Source organism: Marinimicrobium alkaliphilum, assembly GCF_003259155.1.
Lineage (GTDB): Bacteria > Pseudomonadota > Gammaproteobacteria > Pseudomonadales > Cellvibrionaceae > Marinimicrobium_A > Marinimicrobium_A alkaliphilum.
Map to the genome: position 1 here is coordinate 103,549 of NZ_QGMQ01000009.1, position 21,367 is coordinate 124,915.

The 21,367-nt window shown below is 59.2% G+C and carries 18 protein-coding genes; 6 read left to right on the plus strand and 12 right to left on the minus strand.

The window, feature by feature from the left end:
• Positions 1 to 4 precede the first annotated feature (4 nt).
• From lepA to DKW72_RS14375, 3 genes are all read right to left on the minus strand, one after another.
• Positions 5 to 1,804: a translation elongation factor 4 gene (gene lepA, locus DKW72_RS14365; protein ID WP_111643076.1), complete on the minus strand. Its 1,800-nt coding sequence runs from the start codon at positions 1,802 to 1,804 to the stop codon at positions 5 to 7.
• 127 nt (positions 1,805 to 1,931) lie between these two features.
• Entirely contained in the window at positions 1,932 to 3,338 is a 1,407-nt protein-coding gene (locus DKW72_RS14370) for a Do family serine endopeptidase (RefSeq protein WP_111643077.1), read from the minus strand.
• Between the two features lie 90 nt (positions 3,339 to 3,428).
• Positions 3,429 to 4,358: a flagellar protein MotY gene (locus tag DKW72_RS14375; RefSeq protein ID WP_198411370.1), complete on the minus strand. Its 930-nt coding sequence runs from the start codon at positions 4,356 to 4,358 to the stop codon at positions 3,429 to 3,431.
• Positions 4,359 to 4,509: 151 nt separating this feature from the next.
• On the opposite strand from DKW72_RS14375, the gene pyrC reads away from it, so the two are divergent.
• The 4 genes from pyrC to DKW72_RS14390 all read left to right on the plus strand — a co-directional run bounded on the left by pyrC (position 4,510) and on the right by DKW72_RS14390 (position 7,357).
• Positions 4,510 to 5,541, plus strand: a complete 1,032-nt coding sequence (pyrC, locus tag DKW72_RS14380) for a dihydroorotase (protein ID WP_111643079.1) — start codon at positions 4,510 to 4,512, stop codon at positions 5,539 to 5,541.
• A gap of 48 nt (positions 5,542 to 5,589) precedes the next feature.
• Positions 5,590 to 6,225, plus strand: a complete 636-nt coding sequence (rnt, locus tag DKW72_RS14385) for a ribonuclease T (protein ID WP_232522422.1) — start codon at positions 5,590 to 5,592, stop codon at positions 6,223 to 6,225.
• On the plus strand, positions 6,222 to 6,374 hold the full coding sequence (locus tag DKW72_RS16435; RefSeq protein WP_157960506.1) for a hypothetical protein: 153 nt from the start codon (positions 6,222 to 6,224) through the stop codon (positions 6,372 to 6,374). Before rnt ends, DKW72_RS16435 begins: the two co-directional genes overlap by 4 nt.
• A gap of 164 nt (positions 6,375 to 6,538) precedes the next feature.
• Complete coding sequence (locus DKW72_RS14390) at positions 6,539 to 7,357, plus strand: universal stress protein (protein WP_111643081.1); 819 nt, start codon at positions 6,539 to 6,541, stop codon at positions 7,355 to 7,357.
• A gap of 204 nt (positions 7,358 to 7,561) precedes the next feature.
• Here the strand turns inward: DKW72_RS14390 and DKW72_RS14395 are convergent, their stop codons facing one another.
• Complete coding sequence (locus DKW72_RS14395; RefSeq protein ID WP_111643082.1) at positions 7,562 to 8,182, minus strand: DUF3313 family protein; 621 nt, start codon at positions 8,180 to 8,182, stop codon at positions 7,562 to 7,564.
• 89 nt (positions 8,183 to 8,271) lie between these two features.
• A complete protein-coding gene (gene purL, locus DKW72_RS14400; protein ID WP_111643083.1) occupies positions 8,272 to 12,138 on the minus strand; it encodes a phosphoribosylformylglycinamidine synthase in 3,867 nt (1,288 codons plus the stop codon).
• 325 nt (positions 12,139 to 12,463) lie between these two features.
• On the opposite strand from purL, the gene mltF reads away from it, so the two are divergent.
• A complete protein-coding gene (gene mltF, locus DKW72_RS14405; protein ID WP_111643084.1) occupies positions 12,464 to 13,984 on the plus strand; it encodes a membrane-bound lytic murein transglycosylase MltF in 1,521 nt (506 codons plus the stop codon).
• Positions 13,985 to 14,004: 20 nt separating this feature from the next.
• Here mltF and DKW72_RS14410 read toward each other — a convergent pair whose 3' ends face one another.
• Positions 14,005 to 14,442, minus strand: coding sequence for a hypothetical protein (locus DKW72_RS14410; RefSeq protein ID WP_111643085.1), 438 nt, complete (start codon positions 14,440 to 14,442; stop codon positions 14,005 to 14,007).
• A gap of 123 nt (positions 14,443 to 14,565) precedes the next feature.
• Positions 14,566 to 15,354 carry an ion transporter gene (locus tag DKW72_RS14415; protein WP_198411371.1) on the minus strand — a complete coding sequence of 263 codons (789 nt, stop codon included), beginning with the start codon at positions 15,352 to 15,354 and terminating at the stop codon, positions 14,566 to 14,568.
• A gap of 477 nt (positions 15,355 to 15,831) precedes the next feature.
• Between DKW72_RS14415 and DKW72_RS14420 the strand changes: the two genes are divergently transcribed.
• On the plus strand, positions 15,832 to 16,578 hold the full coding sequence (locus DKW72_RS14420; RefSeq protein ID WP_111643086.1) for a GDSL-type esterase/lipase family protein: 747 nt from the start codon (positions 15,832 to 15,834) through the stop codon (positions 16,576 to 16,578).
• On the opposite strand, the gene tadA is transcribed toward DKW72_RS14420, so the two are convergent.
• The 5 genes from tadA to DKW72_RS14445 form a co-directional block, all read right to left on the minus strand.
• Positions 16,572 to 17,087: a tRNA adenosine(34) deaminase TadA gene (tadA, locus tag DKW72_RS14425; protein WP_198411372.1), complete on the minus strand. Its 516-nt coding sequence runs from the start codon at positions 17,085 to 17,087 to the stop codon at positions 16,572 to 16,574. The two genes, DKW72_RS14420 and tadA, sit on opposite strands and share 7 nt — an antisense overlap.
• Positions 17,084 to 17,326 carry a DUF1653 domain-containing protein gene (locus DKW72_RS14430; protein ID WP_111643141.1) on the minus strand — a complete coding sequence of 81 codons (243 nt, stop codon included), beginning with the start codon at positions 17,324 to 17,326 and terminating at the stop codon, positions 17,084 to 17,086. The genes tadA and DKW72_RS14430 overlap by 4 nt, the downstream gene beginning before the upstream one ends.
• Positions 17,327 to 17,410: 84 nt before the next feature.
• Complete coding sequence (locus DKW72_RS14435) at positions 17,411 to 18,811, minus strand: DUF3482 domain-containing protein (RefSeq protein WP_111643087.1); 1,401 nt, start codon at positions 18,809 to 18,811, stop codon at positions 17,411 to 17,413.
• Complete coding sequence (locus tag DKW72_RS14440) at positions 18,804 to 19,937, minus strand: DUF2868 domain-containing protein (RefSeq protein WP_111643088.1); 1,134 nt, start codon at positions 19,935 to 19,937, stop codon at positions 18,804 to 18,806. Before DKW72_RS14440 ends, DKW72_RS14435 begins: the two co-directional genes overlap by 8 nt.
• 195 nt (positions 19,938 to 20,132) lie before the next feature.
• On the minus strand, positions 20,133 to 21,338 hold the full coding sequence (locus DKW72_RS14445; RefSeq protein WP_111643089.1) for a CaiB/BaiF CoA transferase family protein: 1,206 nt from the start codon (positions 21,336 to 21,338) through the stop codon (positions 20,133 to 20,135).
• Positions 21,339 to 21,367 lie beyond the last annotated feature (29 nt).

Sequence of the window (21,367 nt, forward strand, 5' to 3'; positions counted from 1 at the left end):
GCCCTTAGCTATCAACCTTGAGTACGGCAAAGAAGGCTTCCTGGGGAATCTCTACTCGCCCGACCTGCTTCATACGCTTTTTACCGGCCTTTTGCTTCTCCAACAGTTTTTTCTTGCGTGAAGCATCACCACCATAACACTTGGCGGTAACGTTTTTGCGCAGGGCTTTAACCGTGGTACGAGCAATCACCTGACCACCGATAGCGGCCTGAATCGCCACATCGAACATCTGCCGGGGAATCAGCTCTTTCATCTTTTCGGTCAGAGAGCGGCCAATGTTGTGGGATTTTTCCCTGTGTACAATCAGCGCCAAGGCATCCACTTTTTCACCATTAATCAGCACGTCCAGACGTACCAGCTTAGCCGGCTCAAAACGATCAAAACTGTAGTCAAGCGACGCAAACCCGCGGCTGGCGGATTTCAGACGGTCGAAAAAGTCCAGTACCACTTCACTCATGGGCAGATCATAACGCAGTGACACCTGCGAGCCTGTGAACTGCATATCCTTTTGAATACCGCGCTTTTCCGCGCACAGGGTGATGACATTACCCACGTGCTCCTTGGGCACCAAAATATTGGCCTCCACAATGGGTTCACGCATCTCCTCGATCAACCCCGGCTCAGGCAGCTTGGAGGGGTTGTCCACATAGAGGGTTTCACCACTGGTGGCGATAATTTCGTACACCACCGTGGGCGCTGTGGTGATCAGGTCCAAATCGTACTCGCGCTCCAGGCGCTCCTGGATAATCTCCATGTGGAGCATGCCCAGGAAGCCACAGCGAAAACCGAATCCGAGGGCATCGGAGCTTTCCGGCTCATAGAACAGCGAGGCATCGTTGAGGGTCAGCTTGGACAGCGCCTCACGGAAGTTTTCGAAGTCATCCGCGTTGACAGGAAACATCCCCGCGTAGACCTGCGGCTTGACCTTCTTGAACCCGGGCAGCGCCGGGGTATCGGCGCTGTTGGCATGAACAATGGTATCCCCCACCGGGGCGCCCTGGATCTCCTTGATGCCGGCAATCACAAAGCCCACTTCACCAGCTTTCAGTTCTTTCTGTTTGGTCAGCTTGGGGTTGAATACCCCCACGCTGTCGACCACATGGGCCTTGGCGGTCGACTTGGAAATGATCTTGTCTTTGACTTTGAGGCTACCCTGAGTGACGCGCACCAGCGACACCACACCCATGTAGTTGTCAAACCAGGAATCGATAATCAGGGCCTGCAAAGGCGCGTCGATATCGCCCACGGGGGGTGGCACGCGGCGCACCAGCTCTTCCAGCACGTCCTCAATGCCGAGCCCGGACTTGGCACTACAGCGCACGGCGTCAGTGGCCTCAATACCGATAATGTCTTCAATCTCCTGGGCCACCCGCTCCGGTTCGGCTTGGGGCAAGTCCATTTTATTGAGTACCGGTATCACCTCCAGGCCCTGCTCGATCGCCGTGTAGCAGTTGGCTACGGACTGAGCCTCGACGCCCTGGGCGGCGTCGACCACCAGCAGCGCTCCTTCACAGGCCGAGAGCGAGCGCGACACCTCGTAGGAGAAGTCCACGTGTCCCGGGGTATCAATGAAGTTGAGCTGGTAGGTCTTACCGTCACGGGCGGTGTAGTTGAGTGTGACACTCTGGGCTTTGATGGTAATGCCCCGCTCCCGTTCAAGATCCATGGAGTCGAGCACCTGCTCGGCCATTTCCCGATCGGTAAGCCCCCCACACACCTGAATAAAGCGGTCTGCGATGGTGGATTTGCCGTGGTCGATATGGGCGATGATGGAGAAATTGCGGATATGGCTTAAATCGGTCACCGGATGTCAGCTACCTTGTCGTCTTGAGCGATGGATGGAAAAGGCCGCCAGTTTAGCCTATTTGGCGGCCTATCGCTATGAAATCACGGTGAAAATGGTCCGCCGCAGGGCGCGACGGACCAAGCATTCAATCCTCGGCAGGGATGGTGATGGTGCGGAATGCGGGGCGCCCATTGCGGAAGAAGCGAATCGGCAACAAAGTGTCCTCCGGCAGCTCGGCAAGCAGCATCTCGTAGGCCTCCACCGAGTCGATCTCGTTGTAACCGATTTGGACGATGACATCACCCGGCATCAGGCTCGCCTGCGCGGCGGGGCTTGCCGGCCGAACCTGGCGAATAAGGACACCGCCCTCAAGCTGCCAACGACGCAAATTGCGCTCATCGACGGGCTCTACCACAAGGCCGAGACGATCAGTGCCATCGGGGCGCTGACCAGGCTCGCGGGTACTGGCCGTTTCATCCACGGCAAGTGTCCCCACAGTGACGGTAAGCTCGCGCTCGCTGCCCTCGCGCACCACCCGCAACGTCACGTCAGTACCCGGTGGTGTGCGCCCGACCAGGTGCGGCAAATCCGACGAGGTCAATACATCGGCGTCGCCAAACCCGAGAATCACATCACCAACACGCACACCGGCCTCGTCTGCCGGGCCGCCGCTCTCCACCTGGTTGATCAGGGCGCCCGTGGGGCGATCCAGGCCAAAGGAGCTGGCCAGGTCCTTATCGACCGGCTGAATCACCACCCCAAGCCAGCCGCGATCGACCCGGCCCTTTTCCTTGAGCTGGGCAATCACATCCTGAGCCACGCCCGAAGGGATCGCAAAAGACAGTCCGATAGAGCCACCGCCGCGGGTATAGATTTGCGAATTGATACCCACCACCTGGCCGTCGAGGTCGAACAGCGGGCCTCCGGAATTACCCGGGTTGATGGCGACGTCGGTCTGAATGAAGGGGACGTAGGTTTCGCTCCGGGCCGAGGGGATACTGCGCCCGAGGGCGCTGACGATACCGGCACTGGCCGAGTAATCCAGGCCGAAAGGCGAACCAATGGCCACAACCCACTGCCCCACCCGCAAGCTGTCAGGCTCAGCAAAACCCAGCGTCGGTAAGTCGGTGGCATCAATCTTGAGCAGCGCCAGATCCGAGCGCGGATCGGTACCGATCACCTCAGCGATATATTCACGTCGATCAATAAGACGCACAACCACTTCGTCGGCATTGTCAATCACGTGGTTGTTGGTGACCACGTAGCCATCGCCGGAGAGAATAAAGCCCGAACCCATGGAACGCACATCCCGCTCGGGGCGGCGACGCGGTTCAAACAGCTCGCGGAAAATGTCCGGCATTTGTTGCGGCATCTGTTGTTGCTGTTGTGATCGGCCACGCACGCGCTCAACGGTGCTGATCTTGACCACCGCTGGCGAGCTCTTCTCGATCAGCCCAGTGAACTCCGGCAGCCCCTGAGCACTGACCTGGGCCGCCGCAAGCAGCCACACCACAAAAAACCCTACAGCGCTTTTTAAAAAGGCGTCTTGCATGTATCACTCCTCACTATCATTACCCACTAACAGCGGTTCGACCCACCGCTGAGCAATAAATTCCGCGCCGAGGCGCTGGGGTAATGTTAACTAGGGAGCGGTGTTTGAGGCCAGAGGAGCGTCGTTCTCATCCAGGCGATCGACCCGAAGGGTTACCCGGCGATTCTGAGCCCGGCCACTGGCTTCGCGGTTGGAGGCGACCGGGTAGCGCTCACCGTGCCAGCGTGTGGTAATCAAATGCGACGGCACCCCTCGCTCGACCAGATACTGCGCTACCGCCTCGGCCCGCTCGCGTGACAATTCCAGGTTGTCGGCGCGCAAGCCCACGCCATCGGTATGGCCGTCGACGTAAATACCCGTCACCCCGTCATCGGCGAGGACGTAGCGGGCGAGGCTATCGAGCTTCCGCAGCTCAGCTTCAGCCATATCTTCATGGGCACTGCCAAAGTAAAGCACCGTTCGGGCGACCTGATCATAGTTTGCGGGTAGCAACCCCGCCAGACACCCTTGATACTCCCGGTAGGCCACACGAAACCCGACCGGCTCCACCAGCACTTGCACCGGTTGCTCGCGGTCATACCAGGCCACACGCTCAAACAATAGTCGTTGACCTTCCTGCAACTCGGTCACCAGGGCTTGAGAGCGCTGCCAATCAAGCTGCAGAGCGCGATCCCGACGCTGTACCTCTACAGCGCCCAACGGTTGTTGCCCCGTAAAAGGACGCCACGCCGGACTGAGGGACACCACCTGCGCCTCACCCGGGGCAAACTGGTGGTTACTCTGGTAGAGGTAGAAAATCTGACCTTCACCCGCGCGCCGCTCAAACACGGCGCTGCCGTACTGATCAATGGGGTGCACCAGCCGGCACTGGAAGACCGAGCTGTCGGCACGCCAGTGGGCATCGCTCAGCGTGGTACCGAATTGCACCGCCGACGCCGCCACCCCGGCGGGCAGCAACACACACGCGCACACCACCCATAGGCGCACACGGCTGATCCGGTTCCAGAAAGTTTGCGACACAGGCCCCACCGGCGTTAATTAAGGGAAAATGGCTCTACAGTAGTCTATCGGCGCAAACGGCCGGGCCTTTAGCGGCAATTTGTGCGCTCGCGTGGCAATTTTGGTAGGATGCAAGCTCCTCAGAACCCGACCCTGGAGAGCTTTCGGCCCCATGACCGAACAACTGACCCTGACCCGTCCGGACGACTGGCACATCCATCTGCGTGATGACGACGCGCTGACACGCACGGTTCCCGACGTTGCACGAACCTTCGCCCGGGCTATTGTCATGCCCAACCTGGTGCCCCCGGTCACCAGCGCCGCCCAGGCCGAAGCCTATCGCGAACGTATTTTGGCCCAGCGCCCCCCCGGCAGCCGCTTCGAACCGCTGATGGTGCTCTATCTGACCGACAATACCGACCCGGCCGAAATCGCCCGCGCCAAGGCAGCGGGCGTGGTCGCAGCCAAGCTCTACCCCGCGGGCGCCACCACCAACTCTGACTCTGGCGTGACCGACCTGGCAAAAATCTACCCAGTGCTCGAGGCCATGCAAACCGCCGATATGCGGTTTCTGCTCCACGGTGAAGTGACAGACGCGAGCATCGATATCTTCGACCGGGAAAAGACCTTTATCGAGCGCACCTTTAAACAGGTGGTAAGCGATTTTCCGGCACTGAAAATGGTGCTTGAGCACATCACGACCCGGGACGCCGCTGAATTCGTGGCACAGGCTCCCGCCAACGTCGCCGCCACCATCACCGCGCACCACCTGCTCTACAACCGTAACCACATGCTGGCCGGGGGGATTCGCCCGCACTATTACTGCCTGCCGATCCTCAAACGCAACACTCACCAGGCCGCCCTGATCGACGCAGCCACCAGCGGCAGCCCCAAGTTTTTTCTGGGCACCGATTCGGCCCCCCACGCCAAGAACAAAAAAGAGGCCGCTTGCGGCTGTGCCGGCTGCTACACTGCCCATGCGGCCATTGAGCTGTATGCCGAGGCCTTTGAGGAGGCGGGCGCGCTAGACAAACTGGAGGGCTTTGCCAGCCACTTTGGAGCAGATTTCTACGGTCTGCCACGCAACACCGACACCATTACCCTGGTCAAACGCAAGTGGCAGGTACCTGAAACCCTGCCCATGGGCGACCAGCCTCTGGTGCCTTTGCGCGCCGGGGACACCCTGAGCTGGCAACTGACCTAAGGACAGATTGTGAACGAACCGGTACAAGCAAAGGACGAAAAATCACCCATGGCACGCCGCTTTCGCGGCTACCTTCCGGTCATTGTGGACGTCGAAACCGGGGGCTTCAACGCCCACACCGACGCCCTGCTCGAGATCGCCGCCGTGACTCTGTTCATGGATGATGAGGGCTACCTGCGCCGGGACCAGACGTTCGACTTTCACGTCGAACCCTATGAAGGTGCCAATATCGAGCAAGCGGCACTGGACTTTACCGGCATCGACCCCGACAGCCCGGAGCGCCCGGCCGAACCCGAAGATATGGTCATGAACGACCTGCTCAAGGCCGTGCGTCGGGCAGTGCGCGACAGCGGCTGCACACGGGCCGTCATGGTTGGTCACAATGCCCACTTTGACCTTGGGTTTGTCAATGCGGCGGTCGCGCGCTGCGCGATCAAGCGCAATCCGTTTCACCCCTTTTCCTGCTTTGATACCGCGACGCTGGGCGGACTTGCCTGCGGCCAGACCGTGCTCGCCAAGGCCTGCCGTGCCGCCAATATCGAATTCAGCAACAGCGCAGCGCACTCGGCCGCTTACGACGCCGAAAAAACCGCAGACCTGTTCTGCTATATCGTCAACCGCTGGAAAGAGCTGGGCGGCTGGCAACCTTTTGAGCAAGACCAGGACACGGAGACCGATTCATGAGCAACTCCCAGCAGTGGCAGCGCCGATCCGACGACTGGGTCAAGCGTTCACATGCCTCGCGCCAGCGCAAGGAGGCTGAATTTGCCCAGCGTGAGGCCGAGCGCAAGGCCCGGGAGCAGCGGGAGAAGAACAGCCAAGGCGGCAACTAGCCAATCCCGCCCACGGCTGCCGTCATTGGATCTGGATCAAAGCACCGCCATTGAAAGCTTGTAAGCGCGGGCATGCTTGGGGTATGTTTGCTGCCACAAGCGGTTCAACACGATAACAACGTATGTTGTCAGCGATTGACAGTTACCGACTAAGGAGCCCCCTAATGTCAATACAGCAGAAAATTTTCGTGGTCGTTGACCCCAGCGCCAAAGAGCACGTTGCTCTTGAGCGCGCGGTCATCACCTCTGCCCTGCACGCCACCAAACCGTATATTTATGTATTCGTGGCTGTGGATGGCGATGCCACCGATACCCGGGCCAGTAACGATAGCCTATTCCGTGATCAGCGCTGGTTTGACGAGCAAATCAAACAGCCCCTGGAATCTGCCGGACTTGACTACCTGATTGAGGTTTCCTGGTCCACCGAGTGGCAGAAGTCGATTCATCAGTCTGCCAAGCGCTTTGGTGCCGACCTGATCTACCTGCCGGTACAGGCCAAGCACAACACCCGCCGATTTACCTTCAGCGAATCCAAGTGGGAGCTGCTCAAAGGCGCTGACTGCCCGGTCGTCCTGATCCGCCCGGGTGCCAAGCCCCAGCGCAAGGTGATCCTGGCGGCAGTAAACTTCCAGGCACGGCGCGACGTCCAGCGCGAGCTCAACACCATCATTATCGAGCAGGCTCGCCACTACGCCGAAGTGTACGGCGCTGAACTGCACGTGGTGAATGCCTATCTGGACTCCATGCTCTATCCGGACCGCGGCCGCCTGGCGAAAGAGACCCAGACACCGTCCGAGCGTATTCACGTGAAAAACGGCTACTCGTCCGACGTGATTGCGCAGGTAGCGGAAGAAATCAACGCCGATTTGGTGGTGATGGGGACTCTGGGTCAGACCGGCATGCTCAAGACCCGTCGCGGGAATACCGCCGAGCGGATCATCGCAGCATTGGATGATGATGTGATGGTGATCAACCACGAGTGATGGTGCCACGGGTGTCGGATTACGGCTTCGCCTAATCCGACCTACTGGAAGCAGCGTGCCGTTGTTCAAGTAGGTCAGATTAGCCCGCAGGGCGTAATCCGACAATCACGCACCCGACCCAAACATCGCGCCATTGTTCAGGTAGGTCGGATTAGGCGAAGCCGTAATCCGACAATGAGGCACCCAGCCTCAACCAAACCCCTCTCAATAACGCTCAACCCAATCATCCAACTCCATCTGTAACATCCGCACCCAACGCTCAAACGCCCGCTGCACCTGCACACGGGTCACCGACCGGTTATTGCTCTGCCAACTCTGACCAAACGGCTGGCGATTGGTTATCACCGCCAACAACCGGTTACTCTGGGCATCGTACAGCTCCATATTGATGATCAATGACCCGGTACTGTCCCCTCCCTCCGCGGAACGCGGTGGCGGCGGTGACTGACGTACTTCGGATACCAGAATCAGGACATCCTCATCCGGATCAATACTCATCCCCCAGCCGGCCTCGCCGACCAGGTAGTGCACCACCAGCTCGGAATAGAGCGAGCGGTAGTAGCGCCGATCGGCGTCACTCAAGCCCCAGCCACTGGGATCAAACCCGGGCGCCCCCAACTCCACACTGACATCGGAATCCAGTTGCAGGTCGGTCACCAACAGGCGCCGGTAGCCGCTGAAATCGGCATCGTGAGCCACGAACACCCCTTCGTGCACGGGCTCTTCGACGGGGCCGGCAGACGGCTCCTCCGCCGTGGTGGCACAGCCACCCAGAACAAGGGCGACCAAACTGACCAGGGCAATTCTGGCTAAGGCGTTCAACATAGACTCTCGACTCTCTGATTGGATACGGGCCACAGACCCCAATAACGACAATGGAGGCCGAAGCCCCCATTGTAGTTCCCGTCGGATGATCAATCCACAAACACCCGGGCGTTGCGGAACAGGCGTAACCAGGGACTATCCTCACCCCAATCCTCCGGGTGCCAGGAATGGGTCACGGTGCGGAACACCCTCTCGGGATGCGGCATCATGATGGTGGCGCGACCATCTTCACTGGTAACACTGGTGATACCGCGGGGCGACCCATTGGGGTTGGCCGGATAGGTCTCGGTCACCGACAGCTGGTTGTCGATATAGCGCATCGCCACCAAACCGCTGGTGTCGCACTGGCCCGCGGCCTGCTCATTGGCGAATTCGGCCCGCCCCTCACCGTGAGCGACCGCCACCGGCAAGTGCGACCCCTGCATACCGGCAAAAAGCACCGAGGGCGATTCCTGAATCTGCACCAGGCTATAGCGCGCCTCAAACTGCTCGGACAGGTTGCGCACAAAGTGCGGCCAATGCCCCGCCCCCGGAATCAGGGACTTAAGATTGGACATCATCTGACAGCCGTTACAGATACCCAGGCTGAAGGTTTCCGGACGCTCAAAAAAAGCCTGGAACTGGTCCCGGGCCCGGGCGTTGTAAAGGACCGTCTTGGCCCAGCCTTCCCCCGCCCCCAGTACGTCGCCGTAGGAGAAGCCCCCGCAGGCCACCAGGCCTTTGAAATCTGCCAGCGACACGCGCCCGGAGAGCACATCACTCATGTGTACATCCTGCGCCTGGAAGCCCGCACGATCAAAGGCAGCGGCCATTTCGACGTGGCCATTCACGCCCTGCTCACGCAGCACGGCGATACTCGGGCGGGCGCCGGTGTTGATATAAGGTGCGGCCACATCGTCCTGCGGATCGAAACTGAGCGATGCACTCAAACCCGGGTCGCGACTCAAAAGGCGGTCGAATTCCTGCTGGGCGCACTCGGGGTTATCACGCAGCGATTGCATCTGGTAACTGGTTTCGGTCCAGAGCGTCTGCAGAATCACGCGCGACTGATCAAAGATCATCTCGCCATCTTTGTTGATGTGCAGCCAGTCTTCATCGTTTGGAGCACCGATGGTCTTCGCCATCAGCCCGGCCTGCTCAAAGCGCTCAAGCACCACCCGGGTGTGCTCACTGGCCACCTGCAGCACAGCACCGGGCTCTTCGCTGAAGAGCACCGCCAGCGGGTCCTCACCCAGGCCGGTAATATCGATATCCAGACCGCAGTGGCCGGCAAACGCCATTTCCGCCAGGGTCGTGAACAGACCGCCGTCGCTGCGATCGTGGTAGGCCAGTAATTGCCCCTGGGCCAGGCTTTCCTGCACCGCACCAAAGAAGTTTTTTAACTGCTCGGCGCTGTCCAGATCCGCGCTTTCCTCGCCCATCTGGTTGTACACCTGCGCCAGAATCGAGCCGCCCAGGCGGTGCTTGCCGTTACCCAGATCCACCAGGATCAGGTCACTCGCGCCCTTATCTACACGCACTTGCGGCGTCAGCGTCTGACGCACATCCAGCACCGGCGCGAAAGCCGAGATCACCAGTGACAGAGGTGCAGTCACGGCCTTTTCCTTGTCACCGTCCTGCCAGGCGGTACGCATGGACATGGAGTCCTTGCCCACCGGAATGGTGATGCCCAGCGCCGGGCACAACTGCATGCCCACCGCTTCCACGGTGCGGTAGAGTTTTTCTTCCTCACCTTTATGGCCCGCCGCACACATCCAGTTGGCAGACAATTTAATATCGGACAGCTTTTCGATGCGCGTCGCGGCGATATTGGTAATCGCTTCGGCCACCGCCAGACGGCCAGAAGCCGGGGCGTCCAGCAAAGCCACCGGGGTGCGCTCGCCCACACTCATGGCTTCGCCCCGGGTGCTGTCGTAGCTCACGGTGGTCACGGCACAGTCGGCCACCGGGACCTGCCATGGGCCTACCATCTGGTCGCGCGCAACCATACCGGTCACCGAGCGATCGCCAATGGTGATCAGAAAGCTTTTGTTCGCCACGGCCGGGTGTTTGAGGACCCGCTCGGCAGCATCGTTAATGTGAATATCACTGGTCAAAAAGCTCTGGGTCGCGCCCTGATAGCGCTCGGCCACGCGGTGCATTTTCGGGGGTTTACCGAACAATACAGACATTGGCAAGTCGACCGGCTTGGCGTCAAAGTGCTTGTCGTTGACCCGCAGGTGCTTCTCGCTGGTGGCTTCGCCCACCACCGCATAGGGCGCGCGCTCGCGCTCACAGATGGCCTCAAAGCGCGCCAGGTCTTTGGGTTGAATTGCCAGTACGTAGCGCTCCTGGGACTCATTGCACCAGATCGCCAGCGGGCTCATACCCGGCTCGTCGTTAGGGACATTGCGCAATTCAAATTCGCCGCCGCAACCCCCGTCCTTGACCAGCTCGGGGAACGCGTTGGACAGACCACCGGCACCCACATCGTGAATAAAGGCGATGGGGTTGTGTTCGCCCAACTGCCAGCAGCGATCGATCACCTCCTGACAGCGACGCTCGATCTCCGGGTTCTGCCGTTGCACCGAGGCGAAGTCCAGGTCCTCGGTGGACGTGCCCGAATCCATGGACGAGGCCGCGCCACCGCCCAGGCCGATCAACATCGCCGGGCCGCCCAAGACCACCAGCTTGGCACCGGGTTCAAATTCAGGCTTATCCACATGCTCGGCTTTGATGTTGCCGTAACCACCGGCCAACATGATGGGCTTGTGATAGCCACGGCGCTCGCCGTCAAAATTATCTTCAAAGGTGCGGAAATAACCGCAGATATTCGGGCGGCCAAATTCGTTGTTAAACGCGGCTCCGCCGATCGGGCCCTCAAGCATGATGTCGAGGGCGCTGGCAATCCGGCCCGGCTTGCCGTAGTCCTGCTCCCAGGGCTGGGTAAAGCCGGGAATCTGCAGGTTCGAGACAGTAAAGCCGGTCAGGCCCACCTTGGGCTTGGAGCCGCGCCCTACTGCACCCTCATCGCGGATCTCGCCACCGGCGCCAGTGCCCGCACCAGGATTCGGAGCAATCGCGGTCGGGTGATTGTGGGTTTCCACCTTCATCAGAATATGGATCGGCTCTTCGTGGAAGCCGTAAGTGAAATTGTCGGGATCGGGGTAAAAACGCCCGGCAACGGGACCGGCAATAACCGCCGCGTTATCGGCGTAGGCCGAGAGCACATCCTCGCCCCCCAGGGCATAGGTGTTCTTGATCATCTTGAACAGGCTGTGGGGCTGATCCTCACCGTCCAGGGTCCAGGAGGCGTTGAAAATCTTGTGCCGACAGTGCTCGGAGTTGGCCTGGGCAAACATCATCAGCTCCACATCCACCGGATTGCGGCCCAGGTTGCGGAAACTGTCCACCAGATAGTCAATCTCGTCATCGGCCAGAGCCAGACCCAGATCGCGGTTCGCCCTTGTCAGCGCCTCGCGACCGCCCCCCAGGACATCGACCGTGGTCTGTGGCGCGGGCTGTTGGTGCACGAATAGTTGATTGCCCTGCTCCGGATCGGACAGTACCGTTTCCACCATGCGATCGTGCAGTACCGCACCGACCGCGCCTTGTTCCTGTGGTTCAATGTTTCCGGCGACACGGTAAGCGATACCTCGCTCCAAACGACGAACCGACGCCAGGCCACTGTTGCGCGCGATATCTGTCGCCTTTGACGCCCAGGGCGAGATGGTGCCGGGTCGCGGGACTACCAGAAACAGGGCGCCGTCAGCCTGAGTCTGCTCCAGGTGCGGGCCGTAGGTCAGCAGCCCCGCCAATACTTGCTGCTCATCTTCCGAGAGCGGCGCGGCCACATCGGCAAAGTGCGTAAACTCGGCGCTGACGCCTCGAATACCGGGCGCTACCTGCTGCAGGCTGGCCAAAAGTTTTTGGGTACGGAAAGCGGAAAGAGCGGGTGCGCCACGCAGAATCAACATGATGGGATCGGACCTTGAGCTATCAGGGGGTTTTGAAGTGCGCGAATTGTACTTGATCTGGCCGCTCAAGGCAGCCTCGCCGATCATTTTTGAACCAAGATTCTGGATCGGACGACTAAAGAGTTGAAAAAATGTGGATTTCGAGGCCAAAGTTGGCTAATATTTGTTCAGTGCGTGCTTGTGCTACCTGATTTTAGTGTAAAAAACAAGCTGGTAGTTCACGGATTGAACAAGTAAAATTCGCGCCACCTTTGGATCGGACCCGGCCACAAGGCCTGCCAAAAGCAGCCCCCGGCCGCTGTTTCTTAACCGGAGACACCAATATATGGATATGAACGATCATTACGCCCCTGCGCGCTTTTCTTTTATGAACGCCATCGGTGGGCTGCTCTTTATCGGCATCAGCGCCCTGTTAACAGGCAGCGCGACTCCCGCGACACTCCTGGAACGCCTGCTTGCGCAAGGCGAGTTGCGGGTATTGTCACGCAACGGGCCGACGACCTACTACGAAGGCCCCTACGGCCGCACCGGCTTTGAATACTACATCCTGCAGGGCTTTGCCGACGAACTGGGCCTGGAGCTCGTTATCGAGGATGAAGAAAAGCTCGACCGGATGATCGACCGGATCGCGCAGCGCCAGAGCCACTTCGCGGCGGCAGGGCTGACCGTCACCAAGAGCCGCGAACACAAAGTACACTTCAGCCTCCCCTACAAACACGTAACCCAGCAGCTGATATACAACAGCCGCACCGAGCGCCCCAGCACCCTGGAAGACCTGACCGATAAAAAGCTGCTGGTCATTGCCGGCTCCTCCCATGCGGAGCGCTTGGCGGAGTACAAAGAGATCCACCCCGCCCTGAGCTGGGAAGAACGCGACGCGCTGGAAATGATCGACCTGCTGGAAATGGTGCACAAAGGCGAGATCGACTATGCCGTGGTGGACTCTAATGCCTACAAGCTGAACCGCAACGTCTTCCCCCGCGCCCAGGTGGCGTTTGACGTGGGCACCCCCCAGGCGCTGGCCTGGGCCTTCCCCAAAGGCCGCGATCGCAGCCTGCTGGAACGTGCCGAGCAGTATCTCGCGCGCATTCAACATGACGGCAGCCTCGCGCAGCTGGAGGCGGAGCTCTACGACCATATTGATGAGATCAACACCGGAGGCGCCCTGCTGTTCGCCTATCGCCTGGAGCACCGCCTGCCGCGCTGGGAAGAAGAGATGCGCACCGCCGCCGAAACTTTTGACCTGGACTGGCATTTGCTCGCGGCCATCAGCTACCAGGAATCCCATTGGAATGCCAATGCCCGCTCGCGCACCGGTGTGCGCGGCCTGATGATGCTGACCCAGGCCGCCGCCCAGGATATGGGCGTAACCAACCGTCTCGACCCGACTCAAAGCATCTATGGCGGCGCCAAATACTACCGCTGGATGTACGACCGCCTGGCCCCGGAAGTTACCGGCGAAGACCGGACCTGGATGGCGCTGGCCGCCTATAACGTCGGCCTGGGCCACCTTGAAGATGCCCGCACGCTTACCCTGGAACATGGCGGCGATCCCAACCGCTGGACCGACGTCAGCCAATACCTGCCCCTACTGGCGCGGCGCCAGTACTACCGGGAAACCCGCTTCGGCTACGCCCGCGGTTGGGAACCGGTGACTTACGTACGCAACATCCGCAACTTCTACAACATCATCGCACTCCACGATCAACAGGAGCAGCGCCGCCTGGCCATGGCCCGCCATTTCGAAGAAGAAGCCCTACTGGAAGACGCCAGCCTGGAACTGGACGAACGCGACGCCGGCGAGCGGCGCGTCCCGGAATTTACGGCGTCGATGTCAGTGTTGTAGCGGGTACCATCGGGAAGAGCTCAGTCACAATCAGTTGACTGCACCGCAAGCGTGGCAATCTCCTTGCCCTGATTGCCATAATAGGCATACACCACCGGTATGCGATGCTTGACGAAAACCGCCATTTCCTTATTGGTACACACCCCGGCCGTCAGCTGCGGCCGCATATGCGACACAAACACCTCGGGGTCAATATCCTCTGAGGCGTAATTGACCATCGTATAGTTGTAGCGGAACGTCCGGTCGCTTCCCGACGCCGAGTCCAGGCGCGTTTCCTCATCAACCATCATGGGCAGGGTCGCATTCAACTGGTCAGCGGAATCCAGCAATGCCGCCTGAATACTCGCCTCGCTAGAACCGCCCAAAAAACTGCCGACTGCAAACTTTCCAAGACCGAAAACAACAGCAGCGCTGACAACCAACGCCGCGCCGCCTAGAAAACCTTTTTTGTCATTCATTCCTTTTTCCTTGTGTGATATTGAGCATTGTAGATGCTGGGCTTAAATTTCCTATAGCCAAACCAAGGTGCAGCCAAAGCCCTTAGACGTTACAGTACTGCAGCAGTAAATGGCTCAATAGCTTTAAAAACGCCGGTCGCTGTCACCCTTGGCTTCCATTTTATTGCGGCGATCCTGAAACGCGTCGCTGAAAGCGGCAGCCAGAACCCCGGTAGGCATTGCTACCAGGCCAATACCAGCGGCCGCCGCAAAGCCTGCAAATATGCGTCCCATCACTGTCACCGGCGTAACATCGCCGTAACCAACAGTCGTTAAGGTGGCGACCGCCCACCACAGTGATCGCGGAATACTCCCGAACTCCTCCGGTTGAGCCGCAGCTTCGGCCACGTAAATAAACGATGCAGAAAAAACCAGTAGAAAACCCGCAACAACCAAAGACAACAGCAGCTCATATTTTCGGCGTGATATAGCCTCACCCATAATCGACCATGCTGCGCCGAAGGGCCCTAACCGCAGAATCCTGACCAGGCGAAGAAACTTTAACAGCCGGACAACCACCAAATTGACACCGCCCAACGTCAGGATAAACGGCAGTATGGCTATAAGATCAATGATCGACCATTTACTAAAAAGGTATCGGATACGGCCTGCAAACCCTGCATATTTTTCTTGCTCGCCAGCAGCTATTAAGCGCGCAATATATTCCACTGAGAACAGGGCAATAAAGAATATCTCGGCATAAAGAAAGAACCCCGGAAACAAAGACCTAACGGTAACTTCAGTTTCAAACACAGCTACCAGGGTCGCAAAAATAATCAGACAAGCGATACAACGGTTTGTAAAGGACAGGCCTGCTTCCCTTGCGCTCGGCTCAAGTTGCCGGTATAGCACCTCTCTCACTGACATTGACATTTATTAGCCGCCCTGGACCAGCACTAGCCCAAATTTCCGTTTACATTCATTAAAACACTGCTTACAGACCCAATAATAACCGTCGTCGCATGTGTACCTTTCAGCTTCAGCGTGTCTATCGAGCAGATCCCCTGGCATGGCCCACGCACCGTCAAAGCTTTTGCCGACATTCCCCATATTTTGAAAGCTCGACTTTTATGGGGTTGAGCTGATCGTTGATTCCCTAATACGGGTAGCGTCAGGTTCAGCGGCCCAGAACGAAGCGAAGGCCAATGCCCAAACCAGTTGCGCGTGATAAACGCGTAAAACCTACAATAAGAACGAACCAGTTTTCAGCGATCCTAGCGCAATTTCACAGGTAGCGAAAGCCTAAGACAGGCCCTTTTGCAGCCAAATTTTGTGCTGTTGTCGGGGCTGGCATTCCTGCCGTGTAACCGTTTACAATCTCGCTTTCCAATAACAACCGAGATTCCCCCAATGCGCCACTCCACACTAATTGTCCTCTTTGCCTGTGTTATCGCCGCTGGCTGCGCCCATTCCCCGGAGGACGCGTCCGCTGCAGCGCCCGAGTCAATCACCCCCAAGCCCCGTATGGTCGAGTATCCCTGGATGAGCCTTGAGCGCTGGTATCAGATGCACGCCGAAGATGTGGGCATTGCGGCGCGGGAGCCGGTGGAGCTGTTGTTTATCGGTGATTCCATTACCGAGGGCTGGCCCACGCACTTGCTTGAAAAGCACTTTGGGCGCTATCAGCCCGCTAATTTTGGTATTGGGGGCGACCAGACTGACAATCTGCTCTGGCGCTTGCGCCACGGTGCCAGCGGGACGCTGGAACCCAAAGTGGTATCTCTGCTGATCGGGGTCAACAACTTCGGGCTGCGCGGGGATAATGTGAATGAGGTATATCGGGGTATTGAGGCGGTGGTGACGGAGCTGCGCCACCACTTTCCCGAGGCGGAGATCATTGTCCACGGCATTTTTCCCCACCGGGAGTCCGGGGAAGATCCGGAGCGGGACAAGGTGAAGGCGGTTAACCGCCAGTTGGAAGCACTGGCCACCGGGCAGGTCCGGGTCCACTATCTGGATATCGGTGAGCAGTTGGTCATGACCAACGGTGATCTGTCGCCGGAGGTGATGCCGGACTTTTTGCACCTGTCAGAGGTCGGCTATGAAATTTGGGCCAGTGAACTCTTACCCGTAGTCGAGACCCTGATGGGTCATTGACCTTCGCTTTGGGGGGCGGTCGCTTTCGCGGCCTTGGCCGCCGCCCGTCGCTCGCGGAAGAAGTCGCTGAGTTGATGCTGGCAACTGTCGGCCATAACGCCGCCCGTGTAGTCGATGTGGTGGTTGTAGTGGTCGCTGTCGAGCAACTGTAACTGACTGACGACAGCGCCGGCTTTGGGTTCGGTGGTGCCGTACACCAGGCGTTCGATGCGCGCATGGATCAGAGCGCCAATGCACATGGTACAGGGCTCCAGGGTGACGTAGAGGGTGCTGCCCGGCAGGCGATAGTTGTTGGCCGCTTTTGCAGCTTGGCGCAGGGCGACGATTTCGGCGTGCAGGGACGGGTCACAGCCGCTGATGGGCTGGTTGAAACCTTCCCCAAGCACGGTGCCCTGACGCACCAGTACCGCGCCCACGGGCACTTCGCCCAAGGCCTTACCCTGTTCAGCCAGAGTCAGGGCGTGGGTCATCCACTGTTGATCGACTTCTTCGAGGCTGGTTTCGGTCACTGGCCGGCCCACTGTGCGCTTTTGTCGAGGGGACCGACGTAGGCAAAACGCGCTTGTTCTTTGCCGTCGAGGGTGACGGTTTCGGTGAACATCGCGAGCGGACGCACCCACCAGCTGTAGTCGCCGTAGAGGCAGCGGTAGACGACGAGTTGTTCGCCGGTTTCGCTGTGGGTGGCGGTGTGGATGACTTCGTAGTCGCTGCCTTTGTAGTGACGGTAAAGGCCGGGTTCTGGGGTCATATTCATGGTCTCGATAGTGGATCGTCGCGCTGAAAGCTCGGTAAAAGTGTATCTCTTTCCTATCGCCTTAGCCATCAAGACGCATTAAAGGCTATCCATTTGATCCCCAATCGACAATATCAGATGCTTCATCTGTTTTTGTTCACTTTCCGTCAGAGATCGCTTCAACCATTTGCGCAGCCAGTACAACCACTGGACCTGTTGACGGGATGCCAAGCCTTCGAGCCACTGGTTCAAGTCGGACCCGGACAGCCTCAGCGCCGCACGATCCGCGTGGTTACGCACCCGAACCTGATACCAGATGCGCAATGCTCGCCCGAACAGCGCAACCGCAAATTCGAGATTGCTGACGGGCCCCAATTGCCAATGCTCGTAACCGGGTATCTTCTCGACCCATTGCACGGTGACCGGATCACGACCAGCAAAGTTTCCAGCCAGACCACCGATCACGCCGCCCAGAGCAGCACCCAGCAGTAAGCTGGTGCCACCGGCCGCTGCATCAACAGCCAACCCGGACGCCGCACCGGCGGCCGTGCTCAACGCGGCAAGTCGGCGCCGTGGCAGCCCCCAGGCACGCCACTCGCGCCGATCGGTCAAATCTCGATGGCTCAGTGGCTGCCACTCGCCCTCCCAATCCAGATGATGATGCCCATAGATGCGCGCCAGCGTTCGTTGTAGCCGGGATTCTCGGCGTTGCAATTCGGCATTGTATTGCGCCAGCGCCCGCGCTTTCAGTTGCTCCTTGGGCCCGGCCAGGGGGACCTGCAGTTGAAAGCGATAAACCTGCTCACAGTAACCGACCACAGCATCTGCCGCCTGGTCATGACGCTCCTGACGCTGATGCTCAAGAGCGTCAACACCTTCAAGCAAAGCGCTTTGCCAATCGGGGGCGATTTCAGCGAGGCTACGGATCAGCGCCAGTTGGCTGGTAAAGGAATCACGCAGCGGGTTAAAGGTGCGCACCAGCGAAAAATACTGTTGCAGCGCCTGCTGCCACTGAGTGCGGGTTGCCGCTACCTGATCTGCTGGCCCCATGGGATTAAGCAAGGCCAACCTGGGTTGTGCCGTCCAGGACAGGAGCGTCAACTCGGCGTCGTGGGCCGCCGAGTAGGGCTGGCTGGAATTGACCACATAGATAATGCCCGCTCCAGCCAAAACCGGTGTCAACACGGCGCAATCGTCGGCAAAGCGCGGGTCGGTTTTGTGTTCCTCGACAAACTGCGACAAGAGTGCGGGCCGATCCGCAGCCGAGTGCGCTCGCTCATTACACCATTCCAGTATCTGGCGCGCACGCTGAAAACCCGGTGTATCAATCCACTCATAGAGCACCCGCTCCTTGAGCACCAACCGATAGCGGTGCGCTTCTCGGGTCGTACCGCTGACGGGGGAGATGGCGATGTGATCATCCTGGGCCAGGGTAGACACCACACTGGATTTCCCCTGATTGGGATGCCCCACCACGGCAAAACAAGGAAACTCAGCCATGCTTTTGCACCTCCGGCTGCACCACAGTCAGGTGCACCCTGAGCTGTTGCCGCTCGACGAAGGTTTGCCAACTGCGCAACAGGTTATTCAATTCTGAGGGCTCCGGGTCTGGCACACAGAGTATCAAAGTGGGGTGATCGCATTGCTGGCTATGGAGTTGAATCAGATCGGCCAGGTCGCCGGTCGCAACCTGGTCCACGCGACAATACCAGTGCTTAAGCACGCCGCCTTCGTTGCGCACACTTTGCTCATCCGCCTTGTGCCCTCCCCTCCCCAAATACACTGAGCCCGCCGGCAAATAACCTTCTGGCTGAAGCCAGCCAAAGCCGGGTTCAGTCAAAGGGTGTCGGGCTATGGCCAGCTTATTGGCTGAAAGCGAAGCATCCGGCTGCGCCGGCTCCAGTGCCGTATAGCGCAAAGGGTCCTGTTTCAGGCTGTGGTAATAGCGACGCAACTGGGCGTTGTGGTCGGGCCAATGCGCCAGGGTGCGGCGCATGCGCCAATGGCACAAACCGGCCAGTATCAGCGCCGGAGCAATCACCCACAATAGCATGACCTGACTCAGCCAGGCGCCCCAATAAGCCGCATGGGAGAGTAACGCCGTTTCCCAACCGGTAATGGCGCCGGCCTCGGATGCGCTGATCACCAGGGCTCGGGGTGCAGTGATCACGCCGAGGCTAAGCACCTGAAACAGAGAATCGACCCGCTGGCTGACCCATTCGATGGAGGTACTCCAGTAAAAGACCATCTGTCGGGAAATCAACATCAACCACAACCAGACCAGCGCCGAGCCCACGAAAGACGCTTGCGCCAGGAGGGCCTGACGGCAACTCCAGAGATTGATCGCCGGATCCCGGTGCTGTGTCACCAGCCACCGCCACCAGGGTGCTCGACCCCCAATCAGGCCGGCAAGGGCCGTCCACAACATCAACAAAAATGGCAGCAGCACCAGGGTCATAATGAAAATCAGCAAATGCACCCCACTGCGGCTTGGCCACAGCATCAACGCATTCATCGCCAGCACACCATTGAAACCAGCCATCAGAGGCCAGAAGCGAGCAACCTGCCAGCGAGCACCCAGTCTGGACTCTGGCGCCTTGCTCAGGAAGGCATCGAAGTTGGCCACAGTCGGTTGATGTTCGACTTCCGCGCTGGGCGTATCCAGCCAACCAAGACCTTGTTTCAGGCGCTTATTCAGAACGAGCTCCTTGTTTTATCCGTTCAGGTGTTTTTTAAGGAACGACACCAGCAAGTTCTTTAACTTCCAGTACCGCTACCTGATTGATGGTGAGCAGCGGGAGAACGACTGGCAAGTCGAAAATTATATCACTCCGCGCTCACGCAAGCTGGCGAGCGACTGAGCATCCAAATCCAAGAGATCACCCAGGACACTATCGGTGTGGGTGCCGACATCTTCGCCGGCCCAGTCGGTGCGTCCGGGGGTGCCCGTGAGGCGTGGCGCCATAGCGGGAATTTTGAGGGGTTTGCCATTGATTTCAACTTGCTCGAACAGGCCCCGGGCGTTGAAGTGGGGGTCGGCGAACATGTCCGCGACGTTGTAAATAGGGCCGGAGGGTACCCGGGCGGTTTCCAGTTTTTGGAGCAGGTCGGCGGAGTCCAGGGTGACGCACCAGGCGGCCAGGGCGGCGTCGATGGCGACTTCGTGTTCTACCCGCCCGGCGTTGGTGGCGAGGCTCGGGTCTTCGGCCATGTCGGTACGTCCGGCGGTTTCCATGAGGCGTTTGAAGATGGAGTCGCCGTTGCCGCCGATGACAACGTATTTGCCGTCTTTGCAGCGGTAGGTGTTGGTGGGCACGATGCCGGTCACCGTGGTGCCCGAGGGTTCGCGGATGACACCGGCGCCGTCGTACTCGGGCACCACCGCTTCCATGAGGTTGAACATGGCTTCGTACAACGCCACGTCCACCACCTGCCCGGCACGGGCGTCGTCCTGTTCGCGTTCGAACAGGGCCAGGGCGATACCCAGGGCGGCGTGCAACCCGGCGATGGAATCGCCGATACTCAGGTTCGGCCGCACCGGCGCCTGGTCGGGGAAGCCGTTGACGTAGCGAAAGCCGCTGATGCCTTCGCACACCGAGGCGAAGCCCGGCTTCTGAGCGTAAGGACCGGTCTGGCCGTAGCCGGAGATACGGGTATAAATCAGGCCGGGGTTGGATTCTTTGAAGGTCTCGGGTCCCAGGTCCCAGTTTTCCATGACGCCGGGGCGGAAGTTTTCGATGACGACGTCGGCGCTGTCGATAAGTTGTTTGGCGAGGGCGCGCCCTTCGTCCTGTTTGAGGTCGAGGGTGACGCTTTTTTTGTTGCGCCCGAGGCTTCGCCACCAGAGCGAGGTACCCTCTTCCACGACGCGCCAGCCGCGCAGCGGGTCGCCTTTGCCCGGCGGCTCCACTTTGATCACCTCGGCACCAAAGTAGCCGAGCAGGCAGCCGGCAAAGGGGCCGGCGATCAGTTGGCCGAGTTCAATCACGCGCACGCCGTCCAGGGGGCGCTTGGCCGTTGTCGTCATAAAGCGTTATATCCTCTACATAAAAAAAC

Excerpts from the sequence above, each read along its gene's own strand:
- DKW72_RS14370 (WP_111643077.1), bottom strand. The coding sequence starts at position 3,338 with ATGCAAGACGCCTTTTTAAAAAGCGCTGTAGGGTTTTTTGTGGTGTGG.
- pyrC (WP_111643079.1), top strand. The coding sequence starts at position 4,510 with ATGACCGAACAACTGACCCTGACCCGTCCGGACGACTGGCACATCCAT.
- rnt (WP_232522422.1), top strand. The coding sequence starts at position 5,590 with ATGGCACGCCGCTTTCGCGGCTACCTTCCGGTCATTGTGGACGTCGAA.
- DKW72_RS16435 (WP_157960506.1), top strand. The coding sequence starts at position 6,222 with ATGAGCAACTCCCAGCAGTGGCAGCGCCGATCCGACGACTGGGTCAAG.
- DKW72_RS14390 (WP_111643081.1), top strand. The coding sequence starts at position 6,539 with ATGTCAATACAGCAGAAAATTTTCGTGGTCGTTGACCCCAGCGCCAAA.
- DKW72_RS14395 (WP_111643082.1), bottom strand. The coding sequence starts at position 8,182 with ATGTTGAACGCCTTAGCCAGAATTGCCCTGGTCAGTTTGGTCGCCCTT.
- purL (WP_111643083.1), bottom strand. The coding sequence starts at position 12,138 with ATGTTGATTCTGCGTGGCGCACCCGCTCTTTCCGCTTTCCGTACCCAA.
- mltF (WP_111643084.1), top strand. The coding sequence starts at position 12,464 with ATGGATATGAACGATCATTACGCCCCTGCGCGCTTTTCTTTTATGAAC.
- DKW72_RS14410 (WP_111643085.1), bottom strand. The coding sequence starts at position 14,442 with ATGAATGACAAAAAAGGTTTTCTAGGCGGCGCGGCGTTGGTTGTCAGC.
- DKW72_RS14415 (WP_198411371.1), bottom strand. The coding sequence starts at position 15,354 with ATGTCAATGTCAGTGAGAGAGGTGCTATACCGGCAACTTGAGCCGAGC.
- DKW72_RS14420 (WP_111643086.1), top strand. The coding sequence starts at position 15,832 with ATGCGCCACTCCACACTAATTGTCCTCTTTGCCTGTGTTATCGCCGCT.
- DKW72_RS14430 (WP_111643141.1), bottom strand. The coding sequence starts at position 17,326 with ATGACCCCAGAACCCGGCCTTTACCGTCACTACAAAGGCAGCGACTAC.
- DKW72_RS14435 (WP_111643087.1), bottom strand. The coding sequence starts at position 18,811 with ATGGCTGAGTTTCCTTGTTTTGCCGTGGTGGGGCATCCCAATCAGGGG.
- DKW72_RS14445 (WP_111643089.1), bottom strand. The coding sequence starts at position 21,338 with ATGACGACAACGGCCAAGCGCCCCCTGGACGGCGTGCGCGTGATTGAA.